This window comes from Shewanella gaetbuli (assembly GCF_023284065.1).
GTDB classification, from domain to species: Bacteria; Pseudomonadota; Gammaproteobacteria; order Enterobacterales; family Shewanellaceae; genus Shewanella; species Shewanella gaetbuli.
This window is the reverse complement of record NZ_JAKIKP010000015.1, coordinates 44,610-59,162: the sequence shown is the minus strand read 5'-3', so window position 1 is coordinate 59,162 and position 14,553 is coordinate 44,610. Positions and strand designations below refer to the sequence as shown.

The window sequence follows — 14,553 nt, the reverse complement described above, 5'->3', positions numbered from 1 at the left end:
TTTAATCATGACCGAAGAAAAGCCAACCTGCTGCTACCATGAAGATGAAGGGTTTTCTTGCCATGAAGTTGCCGAGCCTTCCGGCCTGTGTTACTGGCATGACCCTCGTATTATTAAAAATAACCCTGATGATAAAGCCAGATTAGAGGCTTTTGCTAGAGGGGGCGGTATGTTGCGTGGAATTTACTTAAAACGGGCTGAGCTCAGCGGAATTGATTTAGTTAAACATCATTCTAAGGCTGGGTTTGATATGAGCCATGCCGAGCTCTATCGCGCCAATTTAAAAGGCGCACATATGTTCAACCTTAATTTAAATCATGCCAGCATAATGAAAGCAGACTTACGTGATGCGAATGTCCATTGCGCCAATTTTACCAACACTAATTTATTAGGGGTAAAATGGAACGGTGCAAAAATTGAAAATATATGTGTTGGCAAACAAATTAAACAAGAAAAATTAGCCCGAGATGCTGAAAAACTAGGGGAAGAGGAAATTGCGCTAGATTACTTTGAACAAGCCGAGGAAATTTATCGAGACCTGCGGAAATCAGCCGATAGAGAAGGGCTATTCGCCATGGCCGGTGACTTTATGCGCAAAGAGTTAATTATGCGCCGACATCAAATGCCAAGATGGTCGATGGAACGCATTATTTCAAAATCTATTGACCTATTTTGTGGTTATGGTGAAGCGCCATTAAGGGTAATTGGTTTTTCATTAGCGCTTATTTTAGTTTGTGCCATATGTTATTTCTTTACAGGGCTCAGTTACGACAATCAAATTCACCAGTTTCATTTTAGCAATAGCATTATCCAAAATATCAGCCTATTTTTTAATTGTATTTACTATTCCGTTGTCACCTTCACGACATTGGGGTATGGAGACTTTACCCCCATAGGGTTTTCGCGGGCAATTGCCGCAATAGAGGCTTTTACGGGTAGCTTTACAATCGCCTTGTTTGTGGTGGTTTTCGTCAAAAAAATGAACCGCTGATTTAACGGTTCATTTTGAAGTAAAGCCTAAGCTTATGGTTATTTCTACACTTTAAACTGCCCCACTAAGCGATCTAAATTGTTACCCGACTCAGCAACAGAGGTACTGACCTCAGCCGCTTGCTGACTTGAAGCGAGCAGCTCATTAACAATTTCTTGCACCGAAGTGATATTGCGATTAATTTCTTCTGTCACCGAACTTTGCTCCGTTGCAGCCGTCGCGATATGGGTGCTCATATCATTAATGTTTGTTACCGATGAGGTTACTGCACCTAAGCTTTCAGAAATCGCTTTAGATGACTCAACTGAACGCACGCCACTTTTTTGGCTTTCTTCCATAGCACTGACGGCTTGAGAAACAGACTTATGTAACTCATTCAACATCTCGTTAATTTCCACGGTACTAGCTTGAGTTCGGCTGGCTAGGTTTCTAACTTCATCAGCAACAACCGCAAAACCTCGGCCCTGCTCGCCCGCCCTTGCCGCTTCAATAGCCGCATTTAACGCAAGCAAATTAGTTTGCTCTGCAATCCCGCCAATAACGCTTAAGACCGAATTAATTTTCTTAGACTGCTCATTCAAAGATTGAATGTTATTAGCTGCACGATCAATTTGCGACATCAGTTGCGATACTTCATTTAATGAGTTGTCCACGCATTCTTGCGCCTGCATCACATAGCCTGTGGCAACATCGGTTGATTCTGCAACTTGATTGGTATTTTGAGCCACATCATGTGCTGTGGCCGACATTTCAGTTATCGCAGTGACAATTTGGTCTATTTCACTATTGTGACTGTAAAGCTTTTCAGAAATCGTGACTGTTTGTCCATTAATGGTCACGGCGGCTTGCTTAACTTCATGGGTTGCTACCGCTACATCACCAATAATATGCTGTAACTTATCAACAAACTGATTAAAAGCTAAACCGAGTTTAGCGATTTCATCATTGCCCTTAATGGTTAATCGTTTGGTTAAATCCCCTTCACCTTTGGCAATATCATTTAATGACTCAGCCATATTCTCTATGGGTTGAACCATCACTTTTGCCACAACAATAACGCCAAATGCGGTCAAAGACGCTAAACCTGTGGTAATGACAATAAACATGACAAGGTGGCTGATCATTTTTTCAGACTGAATAGCTTTAAACTCACTGGTAACTTGTTCAATATCATCAATATAAGCACCAGAGCCTAGCATCCAATTCGTTCCAGGCACCATAACGGCAAAGCCTAACTTTTCAGTCAATCCATCAGTATTAGGCTTTTGATAATAATAAGTAAAATTACCATCACCATTTTGCGCAGCATTCAGTAAGCCAACAATAATTTTATTACCGCTAGGGTCGGTCATATCAATTTTATTTTGACCTTCAAGACTAGGCGTTAAGGCATGAAAAACATTCACCCCGTCAGTGTCATACATATAAAAGTAACCGGCTGAACCAAAACGTAAATTACGCAACGCATCATTCACATTACCACTATCACCTAGCGCAAGTTGATGCTCAACCACCCCTTGGGCAATTTCAACCGCTTCTTTTAATTGGTTTTTACGTTCTAAGATGAGTTGTTCTCTGAAGTCTTTAATATCACTGGTTAACGACTGAGTTTCGTTGTAATAAAAAAGCACCAAAACTACGCCTAAAATGAGCGTTAATGGCACTAAGGATAATGCCAAAAGCTTATTGCGTAGGGATAAATTTTTCATGACGAGTTACCCTCTTTATAATTATTTAAGTAATTATAGTTTGGGTATGAGATTTTTTAGGAAGAAACACATATTCGCTTCACACTTTTATTTAAAAAAGCGTAACGTATATCAATATTGATATTCAACACAGACACTTACAGCATAGAAACCGCTGACCCAGCCATAGCAAAGCCAATAACCAACAGCACAATATTGGGTTTAGCCACTTTTAACACGCCAAAACCAACCAATACCAGTCCCATATCTAAGCTAGACATCACCCCTGTCGTGAATACCGGCTGATACAGCGCTGCCAACAGTAAGCCCACAACGGCCGAATTAACGCCCGCTAACCCACCCGCTATCACCGGACGCTGGCTAATTGCATGCCAACTTTTCAGCCCTACTAGCATTAATAAAAAACCTGGAACAAAAATGGCAACCGTAGCCACTATTGCCCCCAACATCGGAGATTCTTGCCAAATATCAGCGCCAAGAAATGTCGCCAAAGTGAACATTGGCCCGGGAATGGCTTGCGCTAATGCATAACCTGTTAAAAAACGGTCTTGGGTAACAAGCTCACCCACATTGGCTTCAAGTAATGGCAGCACAACATGACCCCCACCAAACACTAAACTGCCTACCTGATAAAATTGGCCGAATATTTGCCCAACACTGTCAGGCTTGTTGGCCAGAAAAAACGATGCGACTAAGCCGATAATAAATAAGCCTAACCATGAATAATTCAATTTTATATGCGGGGTTTCAGGTGAAATATTGTCACCTCGGGTTAGTACTAAACACCCGATAACAGCAGCAACAGCTAACACCACCATTTGGGTCAGTAAAGAAGGGATAACTAACAAACAAAAAGCCGTTGCTAGCATTAAACATTGGGCCGTTTTTCGCTGACAATATTGTTTAAACATTGCTAACGTCGCATCAGCTACTACCACTACAGCAAGTAACTTTAAGCCATGTATGGCCCCTGCAACGGCATCTACCTGCAACCATTTAGCACTGGTCACGGCAAACAAAAACAACAGTAAAAAAGACGGTAAAGTAAAACCTAAAAAAGCGGCCAAAGCCCCCGCAAGTCCACCTTTATGATAACCAATAGCAAAACCAACTTGGCTAGAACCCGGACCAGGCATAAATTGGCTTAGAGCAACAATACTGCCGTATTGTTTCTCATCTAGCCAATTAAGTTCTTTGACGAAAGTTTCTCTGAAGTAGCCTATATGCGCTGCAGGGCCGCCAAAGCTGATCAACCCCAAAGCTAAAAACCGACTAAAAATTTGCCATATCATATTGGTAACTTCCTGTAATTCACTGGTTCATCATTGTCGTAAACGAATACACGTAAACCATATTAGTTTATGACAGAAATATGAACTTGTTATGACATGTGCTAATTATATCTATTTTGTAAAGCTGATTTTTCTAGCATCACCAACACTTCATAGTGATCAGTATGGGGGAACATATCAAAAAGCTGAACTTTGGTAATTTGGTAACCGCTAATCATCGCTAAATCTTTAACCAAGGTTTTAGGGTTACAACTGGAATACACAATCGCTTTAGGTGCAAACTGGCTTAACGCATGACACAAGCTTTCACCAATGCCACGACGAGGCGGGTTCACAATGATTAAGTCTGGCTTGTCTTCTGGTGCAATACCGTTGGCAAAGTCGGTTGAATCGATGGCTCGAAAGTGAATATCACTCAGCCCCATCTGGGCTGCCGACATTTTGGCACAGGCAATGGCCTCAGGCTCAATTTCAATACCGGTTAACCGAATAGATTGGCTGGCACAATGTAGCCCAAACCCGCCTACACCACAGAATAAGTCCCAGATGTGGCTTGGATTAAATTCTGCCACCCATTCACGGGCAGTTTGATAAAGCTGCTGCGCAACTTCAGGGTTGGTTTGAAAAAAGCTTTTCGGGCGAATATACAAAGGCACATCATTAAATTGATCTGCCAGCCGAGTTTGCTCGGTTAAAAAGATTTCTTGTTCGCCTTCTAAAATGGCCATGTGTACGGGCTGGATATTTACCGACACTAAACTAATTTTCGGAAATTCAGCCTGTAACTTAGGCAGCTCACGTTTAATACGCTCGATAGCTTGTTCACTTCTTAGTACAAATCGCAGCATAAACTCGCCCGAAACAAAGCTGCGGGTCAATAAAATAAACTTAAGCTCACCTTTACTTTTATCAACTCGATAAGGCGGAATCCCCGCTTGCTGAACAAACAGCTGCAACCGATTTAGCAATAACTGCATATCTTTTGGATACAAAGGGCAATTGCATAAACTAATGGGATTACCTTGAGGGTTTACGATACCCAAAATGGGTTGATGAGCCGCACCCAACACCACCATTTTGGCTTTATTACGAAACCCACCTGCTTGACTTTCAATGGGTTCAAGCCAATCACTTACTGACAACCCTGTAAAATACTGCTGTAACTTTGCTTGTTTACGTGCCAGTTGCTCAGCCATATCCAATTGAATATCAGCACAAGATAAGCAATCCCCTTTTTCAAAAAAATCACACTTCACAACTATCGGCCTTTCCAGTATTCATCATCTTTAATGCGTTATCACATAATTGCTTTAGCTGCTGAAGCTGAGCTAAATCCCCACCAACTTTACAACGCATGATCTCAGGGATATCTTGCGCTTGTTGACGCAATGCCTGACCTTCTTTCGTCAGGTGTAGCACCCGGACACGCTCATCCAGTTCACTTCTATCGCGAATTACCAGACCTTTAGATTCAAGTCTTTTCAGCAAAGGAGTTAATGTACCAGAGTCTAAATGCAGCTTTTTTCCCAATGTTTTAACACTAATACCCGACTCTTTCCACAGTACCATCATCACCAAATATTGAGGATAAGTAATTGATAAACTGTCTAATAAAGGACGATAAGCTCTGATCATTGCATTAGTGGCACTATATAAAGAAAAGCAAACCTGATTTTCTAAGGCGAGTGGGTCTTCTGGCAACATGATTAATCTCCTCTATAATTACCCATATAATATCATATTTTAATTGCGCACAACCTATAACCCCTGATACAAAATGATGCTTATTATATTTGCATCACGGCCGATATATCTAATAACACTTTTTAAGAGAAATAATTATGACAATTTCAGTTAACTCAAGTGGCAACATGCCAATTAATATTGATTCAGGTAACAGCTTGAAGGTTGCTGTTATGGCCAAGAATCAACAAAAAATTGAAGGAGAAATGGCTTTACAACTCATTGAAGCCGCTTTACCTCCCGCTGCGCCAGTCGGTAATGTAGGGCATAACATCAACACAAAAGCATAAGTTTCACTTCACGATTTGTTATCTAAACATAAAATTTTGAGGGCAGAACATGCAGGTTAACAGCACCAAGATAGCGTGCATTTTAGTTACGCTTCTTAGTACCAATCTACATGCTCAATCTCCCTCTTTTGATTGCCAAAAAGCGCAAGGGGAAATTGAAACTCTTATTTGCCAAACAGATGAACTGGCACAACTCGATAATCAACTTGCACCGTTATATCAAAAGCTGATTTCACAAGTTGATGCTAATGAATTGAAATTAATAAAAGCCGAACAACGGGGCTGGATTAAAGGCCGTAATGACTGTTGGAAAGCGGACGATAAATTACAGTGCACCAAAGACAATTACCAAACGCGTATTACTGAATTACAAATTGCCGCTGGCGCGGTAGAAGTGCCAAAAGAAGTTAACTATCAATGCCAAGCAGATAAGCCATTCAACTTAATAGTCTATTTTTATAATAATACCGCTCTGCCCGCTGCAGTATTTCACTATGCAGGCCAAAACATTCCTCCAACAACACCCCAGCTAGGGCTACTCACAAAAACGGCTTCGGGCGCTAAGTATGTCGCACAAAATACCAGCTTATGGACTCATCAAGACGAAGCACGGTTGGAAGAATACGGACAAAAGCCTGTAATCTGTGTTTATCAGCAAATTAGCCCTAATTAATCATTAGGGCTAATTATTGTTATGCTACTTATTCAACACATCAATTAATACCACAATGTCGCCACACCCAAGGCGGCAAACATCACCGCACAACTACGGTGAATGAGTTTCATCGGTAATTTTTCTGCTCCTAAGTGCCCTAATATAACCACGGGCACATTAGCAATTAACATCCCTAATGTCGTCCCGAGCACGACTAACATCAAGGCATCATATTTTGCCGCGAGTACAACGGTAGCCACTTGAGTCTTATCGCCCATTTCCGCAATAAAAAATAAAATGAACGTGGCCATAAATGCGCCAAGTTTATAAAAACGATTATCGTCATCATCCATTTTATCAGGAACCAACACCCATAAAGCGATAGCAAAAAAGGATATTGCCACTATGTAAGTAGTCCATTGAGGATCAATTAGCCCAACGGTAAATTGCCCTATCCATGCAGCAGCAAAATGATTCACTAATGTTGATAAAGTAATACCAACTATAATGGCAGTTTTATTTTTAAATCTAGCAGCAAGAAGTAATGCGAGCAGTTGGGTTTTATCGCCGATTTCAGCAATAGCAACGGTGACAGTTGAGGCAAGAAAAGCTTCCAAAAGAAAAGTCCTGTGTATTATAGAGGGTAAATAACCAAGCAAAATACCAGCCTACCCTCAACGAGACTGTTATTGTGCTAGGTCTTGCTTAACAACGTGTAAACGATGTTGTTTATACCATGGCAATGTAGCCAATTATGTTGATATAAACGCCTAAGTATAGTGCATACTTGGCTAGCTACTCCCCTAATTCAGGCGCGCAATATACCCTAAAAATAATCATTAAACAATCATCAGCAACCTCATATTAAAGTAGTAATAATTGCGTCATTATTCAATCAACCTTCAGCACAACGCTGTAATGATACACCATTGCAGCGACCGCGTTTATTTCCCATTAGCAGCATGTTATGTAATTGTTTACAAACAGTGCCAAAGGCCTTTAAAGGACTAAGTTTCTTGCTTGAACTATTTGCCATCTGCTACTGTCGTTAACAATTAAAACAATAATGTTATGGAACTCAATTCGTGAACTTAAAAACACTTGGCTCAATTTCAATCGTAGCCGGCACTGCAATTGGCGGAGGTATGTTAGCACTGCCATTGGCCACTGCAGCATTAGGTATTATTCCAGCAATTTTGCTATTAGTCGTTATTTGGGGAATTTCAGCGTATACATCATTACTGATGTTAGAAATCAATTTACGAACAGGTGTAGGTGATAATGTTCATGCCATTACCGGTAAAACACTAGGTAAAGTAGGGCAAATCATTCAAGGTGGTTCATTTTTAAGTTTGCTATTTGCCTTAACAATGGTTTATCTCATGGGTGGCTCATCTTTACTTGAAACCCGCTTAGCACCATTAGGACTTGAACTGAATAATCAAGCTGCCGTACTTATATTCACCTTATTCTTTGGTGGCTTTATCGCAATTGGTGTGGGTTGGATTGATAAAGTTTCACGAATTCTTTTTACTGCCATGGTGGTATTACTGACATTAGTTGTGGCGTTTTTACTGCCCGAGGTAAACCTTGCAAATGTGCTAAATGATACAGCCAATGAAGTGGCAACGGGTAGCGAACTAAACAGCTTATGGTTAGCCGCTATTCCAGTTGTATTTACTTCGTTTGGTTTCCATGTCTGTATTGCAACCATTGTGCGTTATTTAGATGGTGATGCGCTATCGCTTCGTAAAGTGTTACTTATTGGCTCAACCATACCATTGGTTTGCTATATTCTGTGGTTACTGGTGACCTTAGGAACATTGGGTGGCGACACAGTGCATTCATTCGAGGGTTCATTACCTAAGTTAGTCGTTGCACTTCAAGGGCTTGCTGAGTCTGAAGTGGTCAGTCAGTTTATTGATTTATTTGCCAACCTTGCGTTAATCACCTCATTTTTAGGTGTCACCATGAGCCTATTTGATTATGTAGCTGAGTTAACTCGCGCTAAAACGACTAAAGCGGGACGTGCACAAACATGGTTAATTACCTTTATTCCACCTTTATTATGTGCATTATTTTACCCTGACGGCTTTTTCCAAGTATTAGGTTTTGCGGCAATACCGTTAGTGGTAATGATTATATTTTTACCGATTGCAATGGCCTTTAAACAGCGTCAGCAAAACTTAGGCGGTTATCAGGTAATGGGCGGAACTCCTGCACTTGTAGCAGCAGCCGTTATCGGCTTACTGATTGTTATAGCTCAATTAATGGTGGCGCTAGGTTAACTACAGCACATAAGACAGAGTCGAGTTTGTAACAGGTTTTGTCTATCACTATTAACATTTTGTCAGTTTTGTTAAAGTCAGGCTTCGGTCTGGCTTTTTTTTGCCATATTTTTACCGAAAACAACACTATTAAAATAATTAGTATCATCACAAACTTATCATCAGCTCCAATCATTTAGAGCTACCCCACTAAGCTTGTGACTTAAAATGGATTTAACTCAATGAAAAAATGGCTTCTCACTGCTGCGATAGCAGCCAGTTTTACCGCACAAGCCGATGAAGGTATGTGGCAACCTCATCAACTTCCAGCCATGGCTGATATGTTGAAACAAAAAGGACTGGAAATTGATGCTAAATCAATTTCTAAGCTTACCGAATTTCCAATGAATGCCGTGATTAGTTTAGGTGGATGTACAGCCTCATTTGTCTCTCCTAAAGGCTTAGTTGTTACCAACCATCACTGTGCTTACGGCTCGATTCAATACAATTCGACCCCAGAGAAAAATTTACTTAAAGAGGGTTTTTTAGCCAAGACCTATGCAGATGAACTGCCTGCAACCCCTGGTTCACGCATCTATGTGACTGAAGCAGTAACCAATGTTACTGACCAAATAAAATCAGGCCAAATGGCTAAAGTCGGTAATGAATTTTACAAAGGTATTGAACAGCAAGAAAAAGCCTTAGTGGCAGAATGTGAAGCCGAGGACGGTTATCGTTGTCAGGTATACAGCTTTCATGGTGGACTGGAGTATTATCTAGTCAAGCAAATGGAAATTCGTGATGTTCGCTTAGCCTATAACCCAGCAGGCAGTGTGGGGAAATATGGTGGCGATATTGATAACTGGATGTGGCCTCGTCACACGGGTGATTACTCATTTTATCGTGCCTATGTCGGCAAAGATGGTAAACCGGCAGACTTTAGTGAAGATAACATTCCTTATGAGCCTAAAAGCTTCTTAAAGGTGTCTGCTAAAGGCGTTAGCGAAGGTGACTTTGTGATGGTTGCGGGTTATCCGGGACGTACTAACCGTTACCGCACGGCTGATGAAGTTGAAAACCAATTTGAATGGGCTTACCCAGAAGGAAAAGTGCTTCGTGAGCGCTTGATTGAAATTATTAAAGACACGGCTCCCGAGGGTAGTGACGAGCGTATTAAGTACGAAAGCGCCCTTGCAGGCTTAGCTAATTATGCTAAAAACTTTACCTCAATGATCGAGTTTTATGGCAAATCAACCATGCTTGATGATCGAAAAGCAACTGAGCAAAACTTAGCGAAATGGATCAATGAGGATGATAAACGCGTTGAGAAATATGGTGAAACATTAACTCAGTTAAATAAGCTTATTGAACAAAGTCAAGCACACCAAGAGCGCGACATGATATTGGGCTACATGGGTTACACCACCATGATGACAACGGCGAGTCGTTTATATCGCCTAGCGCATGAGAAGGCGCTGCCAGACATGGAACGTGAACCCGGTTTTCAGCAACGCGATATGACTCGTTTCACTTCAAGTATGGAACGCATTGATAGACGCTATGCTGCCAGTGTTGATAAAGCAATTTTATTTGATTTACTTAAACGTTATGTAGCATTACCCGCTGACCAGCGCTTAAAAGACTTTGATAAAGCCTTTGGTATTCACAAAAAATCAGATGATGCGACCATTCAAAAAGTACTAGATAAAATGTACGCTAAAACCGAGTTGGCTGATAAAGCAACCCGTTTAGCATGGATGGACAAGTCTGTTGCTGAATTTAAAAAGTCGAACGATCCTTTCATTAAGTTTGCTGTAAGCACTTATGATGAGACCATGGCGCGTGAAACCCAAGCGAAACAACTGGCTGGTGATTTAATGAAAGTACGCCCACAATATATGGACGCGATCATTGCTTATAATCATCAACTTGGTAAGCCTGTTTATGCAGATGCCAACTCAAGCTTACGTGTCACCATTGGTAACGTAAAAGGCTATGCCCCACAAGATGGTTTAGTTGCAGTCCCCTTTACACGCTTAGAAGGCATTTTAGCGAAAGACACCGGTGAAGATCCTTTTGATGCCCCAGCTAAACAACTTGAGCTGATAAAACAAAAGCAATACGGTGACTACTACATGAAGTCAATTGACTCTGTACCGGTTAACTTCTTATCAACTCTAGATACCACTGGCGGTAACTCAGGTTCGCCTACCCTAAACGGTCGTGCTGAATTAGTGGGATTATTATTTGATGGTGTTTATGAGAGCATCATTGGTGATTGGGGTTACGACCCACAAACCAATCGCTCTATTCAAGTTGATAGTCGCTATATGTTATGGGTGATGGAACATTTAGATCATGCTGATAATTTATTAGCTGAAATGGAAATTGTGAAATAACTGATATAAATAAAGGAGTAAACCATAATAGTTTACTCCTTTGATTCTGTTTACTATTTCGCGTCATTTCAGTCAGCTAACTTCAGTTAATAAAGCCACTTCTGTTGGTGATAAGTGTCGCCATTGAGACTCGGGTAAATCCGCTAAACTTAACCCACCTATTGCCACACGCTGTAAATCAATCACCTTATAGCCCAACGCTTGGCACATGCGTCTAATTTGTCTATTAAGCCCTTGAGTTAATACAATTTTAAATTGATTAGCATCTAGTTGGCAAACAGCACATGGCTGTGTCTTTACCGCCTTTTGCCCTTTTTCATAACTTATGCCTTGTGCCATTGATGTCAAAAATTGCTCATCAATGGGCTGATTAACTGTCACATGATAGGTTTTACTATGCTGATAATCTGGGTGCATTAATTGCTGCGTTAAGTGACCGTCATTGGTTAATATTAATAGGCCGCGAGAATCTTTATCCAACCGCCCCACCGGAAAAACCCGTTCATTGGCTGGTAATAAATGAATCAAGCTTTGTGGGTTGTCAGCCACCAAATTGCAGTCTACACCTACCGGTTTATGGTAAAGCCAATATACTTTGGCCTCTGGTAGGCAAATTTTGACGCCATCAACCATTACATCGGGCAGGGGTTGTTGCGTATCGACCATATCAATGTGAGTGGCATTACGTTGGTTATAGGTCACTCGACCAGATTGAATTAACCTTGAAGCTTGTCGTCTCGAAGCGACACCACACATAGCTAAATATTGAGCCAGACGATATCGAGACAATGAGTTGCTAGACATTATCAGACTAAAGCATGCTGGCGAAAAGACTGCTGAGCAATAATATATTTACGCATACCGAGTCCTAAGCACACACACCATAAAATATTAGTTTGTGTGAGCATCCACATACACACTGCCACTAAACAAAAATGCTCATCAGGGTCATCACACGCGACAAAATCTAATACATTCCAGTCAAGCATGCTGATCAACGCCACTGACATAAAAATGCTTAATATAGATAAGCTCAACACCCGCTTTGTCATGGTACTTTTCGGCTTAAAGTAATCGGCAAAACACAGAGCATGTAGCAATAATGAACTTAATAAATAAATCGTAGACACTTGACGGTGCCACTCTAGCATATTGATTGGGAATATCCCCATTAGCGCAATACTCATACCTACAATGCCACCCACTACAGCTATGGCTCGGCTAAGCGGATCTGGAAAGGTAAAATAAATGGCAAGAGTGGCTAGAAAGAAACATGCCCCAGCAGCCAATAAAGACAGATTAAACACAATGGCCAAAGGTGAATTCATATAATCACCCAACTTATCTGGGCGCAGCGTAAGCACACTCACTGGCATGTATTGAATTTCAGCAATTAAGGCAATGACCACGCCTGTGGCTGCAATAATAGCCGCCGCCAAAGACATGAAAACAATCACTAAATATAAGTCGTAGTTTCGATGAGGTAAGGACACAAATTAAGCTGGTTTAAAAATCATAGCCAGAGCTTACCGTGATATTTATCAAAAGTAAAAGCCCCAAAAAACGTTAATTTGGGGCTTTTAAATCGCTTACAAGAAGAAAGTGATGATTAGTGACGTTTTCTAAAAATCACAATAGCCACGGCAACCACCGCTAAGATCATGCAATACCATGCATTAGATACTGCCGTTAATGGGCTAATGGTAAATACCGAAGCGATTAATAATGCCTGTGCGCCATGCGGAATTAAACCTTGAATAATACAAGCAAAAATATCCATGATGCTTGCTGCGCGTTTAGCATTAACACCATGTTTTTGTGCCAGATCTTTGGCTATATCACCGGTTACAACAATAGAAACCGTATTATTGGCTACACAGGTATTGGTTGCTGCAACAATGCCAGCCATACCTAACTCAGCCGCTCTTGGTGAAGCATCGCCATTCGACTTTGAAAAACGGCTAATTAACCCTTCAACTTTATTATTCACAAAGCTTAAGCCACCTTGTTGCTGCATTAATGCAGCTAAGCCACCGACTAACATAGATAAAATGAAGATTTCTTGCATGTTAGTGAAGCCAGTATAAATGTCATTACCAAACTGAATCACATTGTAATCAGCAGCAAATATTCCTGTTACGCCCGCTAAAACAATACCCAGCGTTAATACAACAAACACATTTAACCCAGCTACAGCCAAAAACAAAATGGTTAAATAAGGGAGCACTTTTACAAACTCAATTTGCTGCGGGTCAATATCTGCCTGACCTTGCCCTGCAAAAGAAAATGCCACTAAGGTAATAATTGAAGCAGGAATAGCAAAGACTAAGTTTTCACGGAACTTATCTTTCATTTCACAGCCTTGGGTACGTGTTGCGGCAATAGTCGTATCTGAAATAATCGACAAATTATCACCAAATAACGCCCCTGACATTACTGCACCTGCCATTAAGGCGTAGTCAATTTGCGCTTGGTCAGCCACACCCAATGCAACTGGTGCCACGGCAGCAATCGTGCCCATAGAGGTCCCCATTGCAGTAGCAATGAAGGCTGCTATCACAAAAAATCCTGGTAGTAATAAGTCAGAAGGGATAAGTGACAAGCCTAGCGCGACGGTTGCATCAACGCCACCCGTTGCCTTCGCCACCGAGGCAAATGCGCCCGCTAATAAGTAAATTAAACACATTGCAATAATGTTGCTATGGCCGATACCACCAATAAAGGTTTCAATGGCATTGTTTAATTTTTGCTTTGACAGTAATAACGCCAAAATAATCGCCGGTAAAATAGCAATCACACTAGGGAGTTGATAAAACGCATAATCAACACCTTGGCTTTGGAAGTACAATCCTGCACCAATAAATAATGCCAGAAAAATAAATAGTGGCACTAACGCTATAAACGAAGGCTTAGGGGAATTATTACTTGTGGCTGATATAGTCAAAGTTATCTCTCTTGTTATCGGTTTAGCTTGATGAGTGGCTAACTAACCTTAAATGGGTTTAGGTTAACTATATTCGCAATAACGAATATGACACATACATCCTATACACTCTTGAATAATTGAGCCAAGAATAAGAGAACTTTTTAATAATTGCAATCTAGACGTCTAGACTTCTTTGCTTCTAGGTCTGTTTTTACAAATTACAAAAACTGACACCCCAATAGCGCAACATAAACACCATCAAATAGATAACAATCCAGCTA

General features: G+C 40.9%; 13 protein-coding genes. 5 read left to right on the top strand and 8 right to left on the bottom strand.

Annotation, left to right across the window (positions count from 1 at the left end):
- Positions 1 to 7 precede the first annotated feature (7 nt).
- Positions 8 to 991 carry an ion channel gene (locus L2672_RS15625; protein WP_248996774.1) on the top strand — a complete coding sequence of 328 codons (984 nt, stop codon included), beginning with the start codon at positions 8 to 10 and terminating at the stop codon, positions 989 to 991.
- A 44-nt stretch (positions 992 to 1,035) separates the two neighbouring features.
- Here the strand turns inward: L2672_RS15625 and L2672_RS15620 are convergent, their stop codons facing one another.
- The 4 genes from L2672_RS15620 to ohrR all read right to left on the bottom strand — a co-directional run bounded on the left by L2672_RS15620 (position 1,036) and on the right by ohrR (position 5,696).
- On the bottom strand, positions 1,036 to 2,700 hold the full coding sequence (locus tag L2672_RS15620) for a methyl-accepting chemotaxis protein (RefSeq protein WP_248996773.1): 1,665 nt from the start codon (positions 2,698 to 2,700) through the stop codon (positions 1,036 to 1,038).
- A 137-nt stretch (positions 2,701 to 2,837) separates the two neighbouring features.
- Complete coding sequence (gene chrA, locus L2672_RS15615) at positions 2,838 to 3,989, bottom strand: chromate efflux transporter (RefSeq protein ID WP_248996795.1); 1,152 nt, start codon at positions 3,987 to 3,989, stop codon at positions 2,838 to 2,840.
- A 104-nt stretch (positions 3,990 to 4,093) separates the two neighbouring features.
- Entirely contained in the window at positions 4,094 to 5,248 is a 1,155-nt protein-coding gene (gene rlmC, locus L2672_RS15610; RefSeq protein ID WP_248996772.1) for a 23S rRNA (uracil(747)-C(5))-methyltransferase RlmC, read from the bottom strand.
- The gene (ohrR, locus tag L2672_RS15605; protein WP_248996771.1) at positions 5,238 to 5,696 is read right to left on the bottom strand and encodes a transcriptional regulator OhrR; all 459 of its coding nucleotides are present in this window, start codon (positions 5,694 to 5,696) and stop codon (positions 5,238 to 5,240) included. Before ohrR ends, rlmC begins: the two co-directional genes overlap by 11 nt.
- Before the next feature lie 137 nt (positions 5,697 to 5,833).
- Between ohrR and L2672_RS15600 the strand changes: the two genes are divergently transcribed.
- Both L2672_RS15600 and L2672_RS15595 read left to right on the top strand, forming a co-directional pair.
- Positions 5,834 to 6,025, top strand: a complete 192-nt coding sequence (locus L2672_RS15600) for a cytoplasmic protein (RefSeq protein WP_248996770.1) — start codon at positions 5,834 to 5,836, stop codon at positions 6,023 to 6,025.
- A gap of 49 nt (positions 6,026 to 6,074) precedes the next feature.
- Positions 6,075 to 6,698: an MliC family protein gene (locus L2672_RS15595; protein WP_248996769.1), complete on the top strand. Its 624-nt coding sequence runs from the start codon at positions 6,075 to 6,077 to the stop codon at positions 6,696 to 6,698.
- Positions 6,699 to 6,742: 44 nt separating this feature from the next.
- Here the strand turns inward: L2672_RS15595 and L2672_RS15590 are convergent, their stop codons facing one another.
- Complete coding sequence (locus tag L2672_RS15590) at positions 6,743 to 7,297, bottom strand: TMEM165/GDT1 family protein (RefSeq protein WP_248996768.1); 555 nt, start codon at positions 7,295 to 7,297, stop codon at positions 6,743 to 6,745.
- A gap of 468 nt (positions 7,298 to 7,765) precedes the next feature.
- On the opposite strand from L2672_RS15590, the gene L2672_RS15585 reads away from it, so the two are divergent.
- Together L2672_RS15585 and L2672_RS15580 are read left to right on the top strand one after the other, a co-directional pair.
- The gene (locus L2672_RS15585; RefSeq protein ID WP_248996767.1) at positions 7,766 to 8,968 is read left to right on the top strand and encodes an aromatic amino acid transport family protein; all 1,203 of its coding nucleotides are present in this window, start codon (positions 7,766 to 7,768) and stop codon (positions 8,966 to 8,968) included.
- A 221-nt stretch (positions 8,969 to 9,189) separates the two neighbouring features.
- The gene (locus L2672_RS15580) at positions 9,190 to 11,346 is read left to right on the top strand and encodes a S46 family peptidase (protein WP_248996766.1); all 2,157 of its coding nucleotides are present in this window, start codon (positions 9,190 to 9,192) and stop codon (positions 11,344 to 11,346) included.
- 72 nt (positions 11,347 to 11,418) lie between these two features.
- Here L2672_RS15580 and L2672_RS15575 read toward each other — a convergent pair whose 3' ends face one another.
- The 3 genes from L2672_RS15575 to L2672_RS15565 all read right to left on the bottom strand — a co-directional run bounded on the left by L2672_RS15575 (position 11,419) and on the right by L2672_RS15565 (position 14,290).
- Positions 11,419 to 12,150 (bottom strand): pseudouridine synthase, encoded by a 732-nt coding sequence (locus L2672_RS15575; protein ID WP_248996765.1) that lies wholly within the window; start codon positions 12,148 to 12,150, stop codon positions 11,419 to 11,421.
- A gap of 2 nt (positions 12,151 to 12,152) precedes the next feature.
- A complete protein-coding gene (locus L2672_RS15570; RefSeq protein ID WP_248996764.1) occupies positions 12,153 to 12,791 on the bottom strand; it encodes a hypothetical protein in 639 nt (212 codons plus the stop codon).
- Between the two features lie 164 nt (positions 12,792 to 12,955).
- Positions 12,956 to 14,290, bottom strand: a complete 1,335-nt coding sequence (locus tag L2672_RS15565; RefSeq protein ID WP_275975067.1) for a Na+/H+ antiporter NhaC family protein — start codon at positions 14,288 to 14,290, stop codon at positions 12,956 to 12,958.
- Positions 14,291 to 14,553 lie beyond the last annotated feature (263 nt).

Bases quoted from the DNA above. Each gene is read 5' to 3' on its own strand.
- L2672_RS15625 (WP_248996774.1), top strand. From the start codon at position 8: ATGACCGAAGAAAAGCCAACCTGCTGCTACCATGAAGATGAAGGGTTT.
- L2672_RS15620 (WP_248996773.1), bottom strand. From the start codon at position 2,700: ATGAAAAATTTATCCCTACGCAATAAGCTTTTGGCATTATCCTTAGTG.
- ohrR (WP_248996771.1), bottom strand. From the start codon at position 5,696: ATGTTGCCAGAAGACCCACTCGCCTTAGAAAATCAGGTTTGCTTTTCT.
- L2672_RS15600 (WP_248996770.1), top strand. From the start codon at position 5,834: ATGACAATTTCAGTTAACTCAAGTGGCAACATGCCAATTAATATTGAT.
- L2672_RS15595 (WP_248996769.1), top strand. From the start codon at position 6,075: ATGCAGGTTAACAGCACCAAGATAGCGTGCATTTTAGTTACGCTTCTT.
- L2672_RS15580 (WP_248996766.1), top strand. From the start codon at position 9,190: ATGAAAAAATGGCTTCTCACTGCTGCGATAGCAGCCAGTTTTACCGCA.
- L2672_RS15575 (WP_248996765.1), bottom strand. From the start codon at position 12,150: ATGTCTAGCAACTCATTGTCTCGATATCGTCTGGCTCAATATTTAGCT.
- L2672_RS15570 (WP_248996764.1), bottom strand. From the start codon at position 12,791: ATGTCTTTGGCGGCGGCTATTATTGCAGCCACAGGCGTGGTCATTGCC.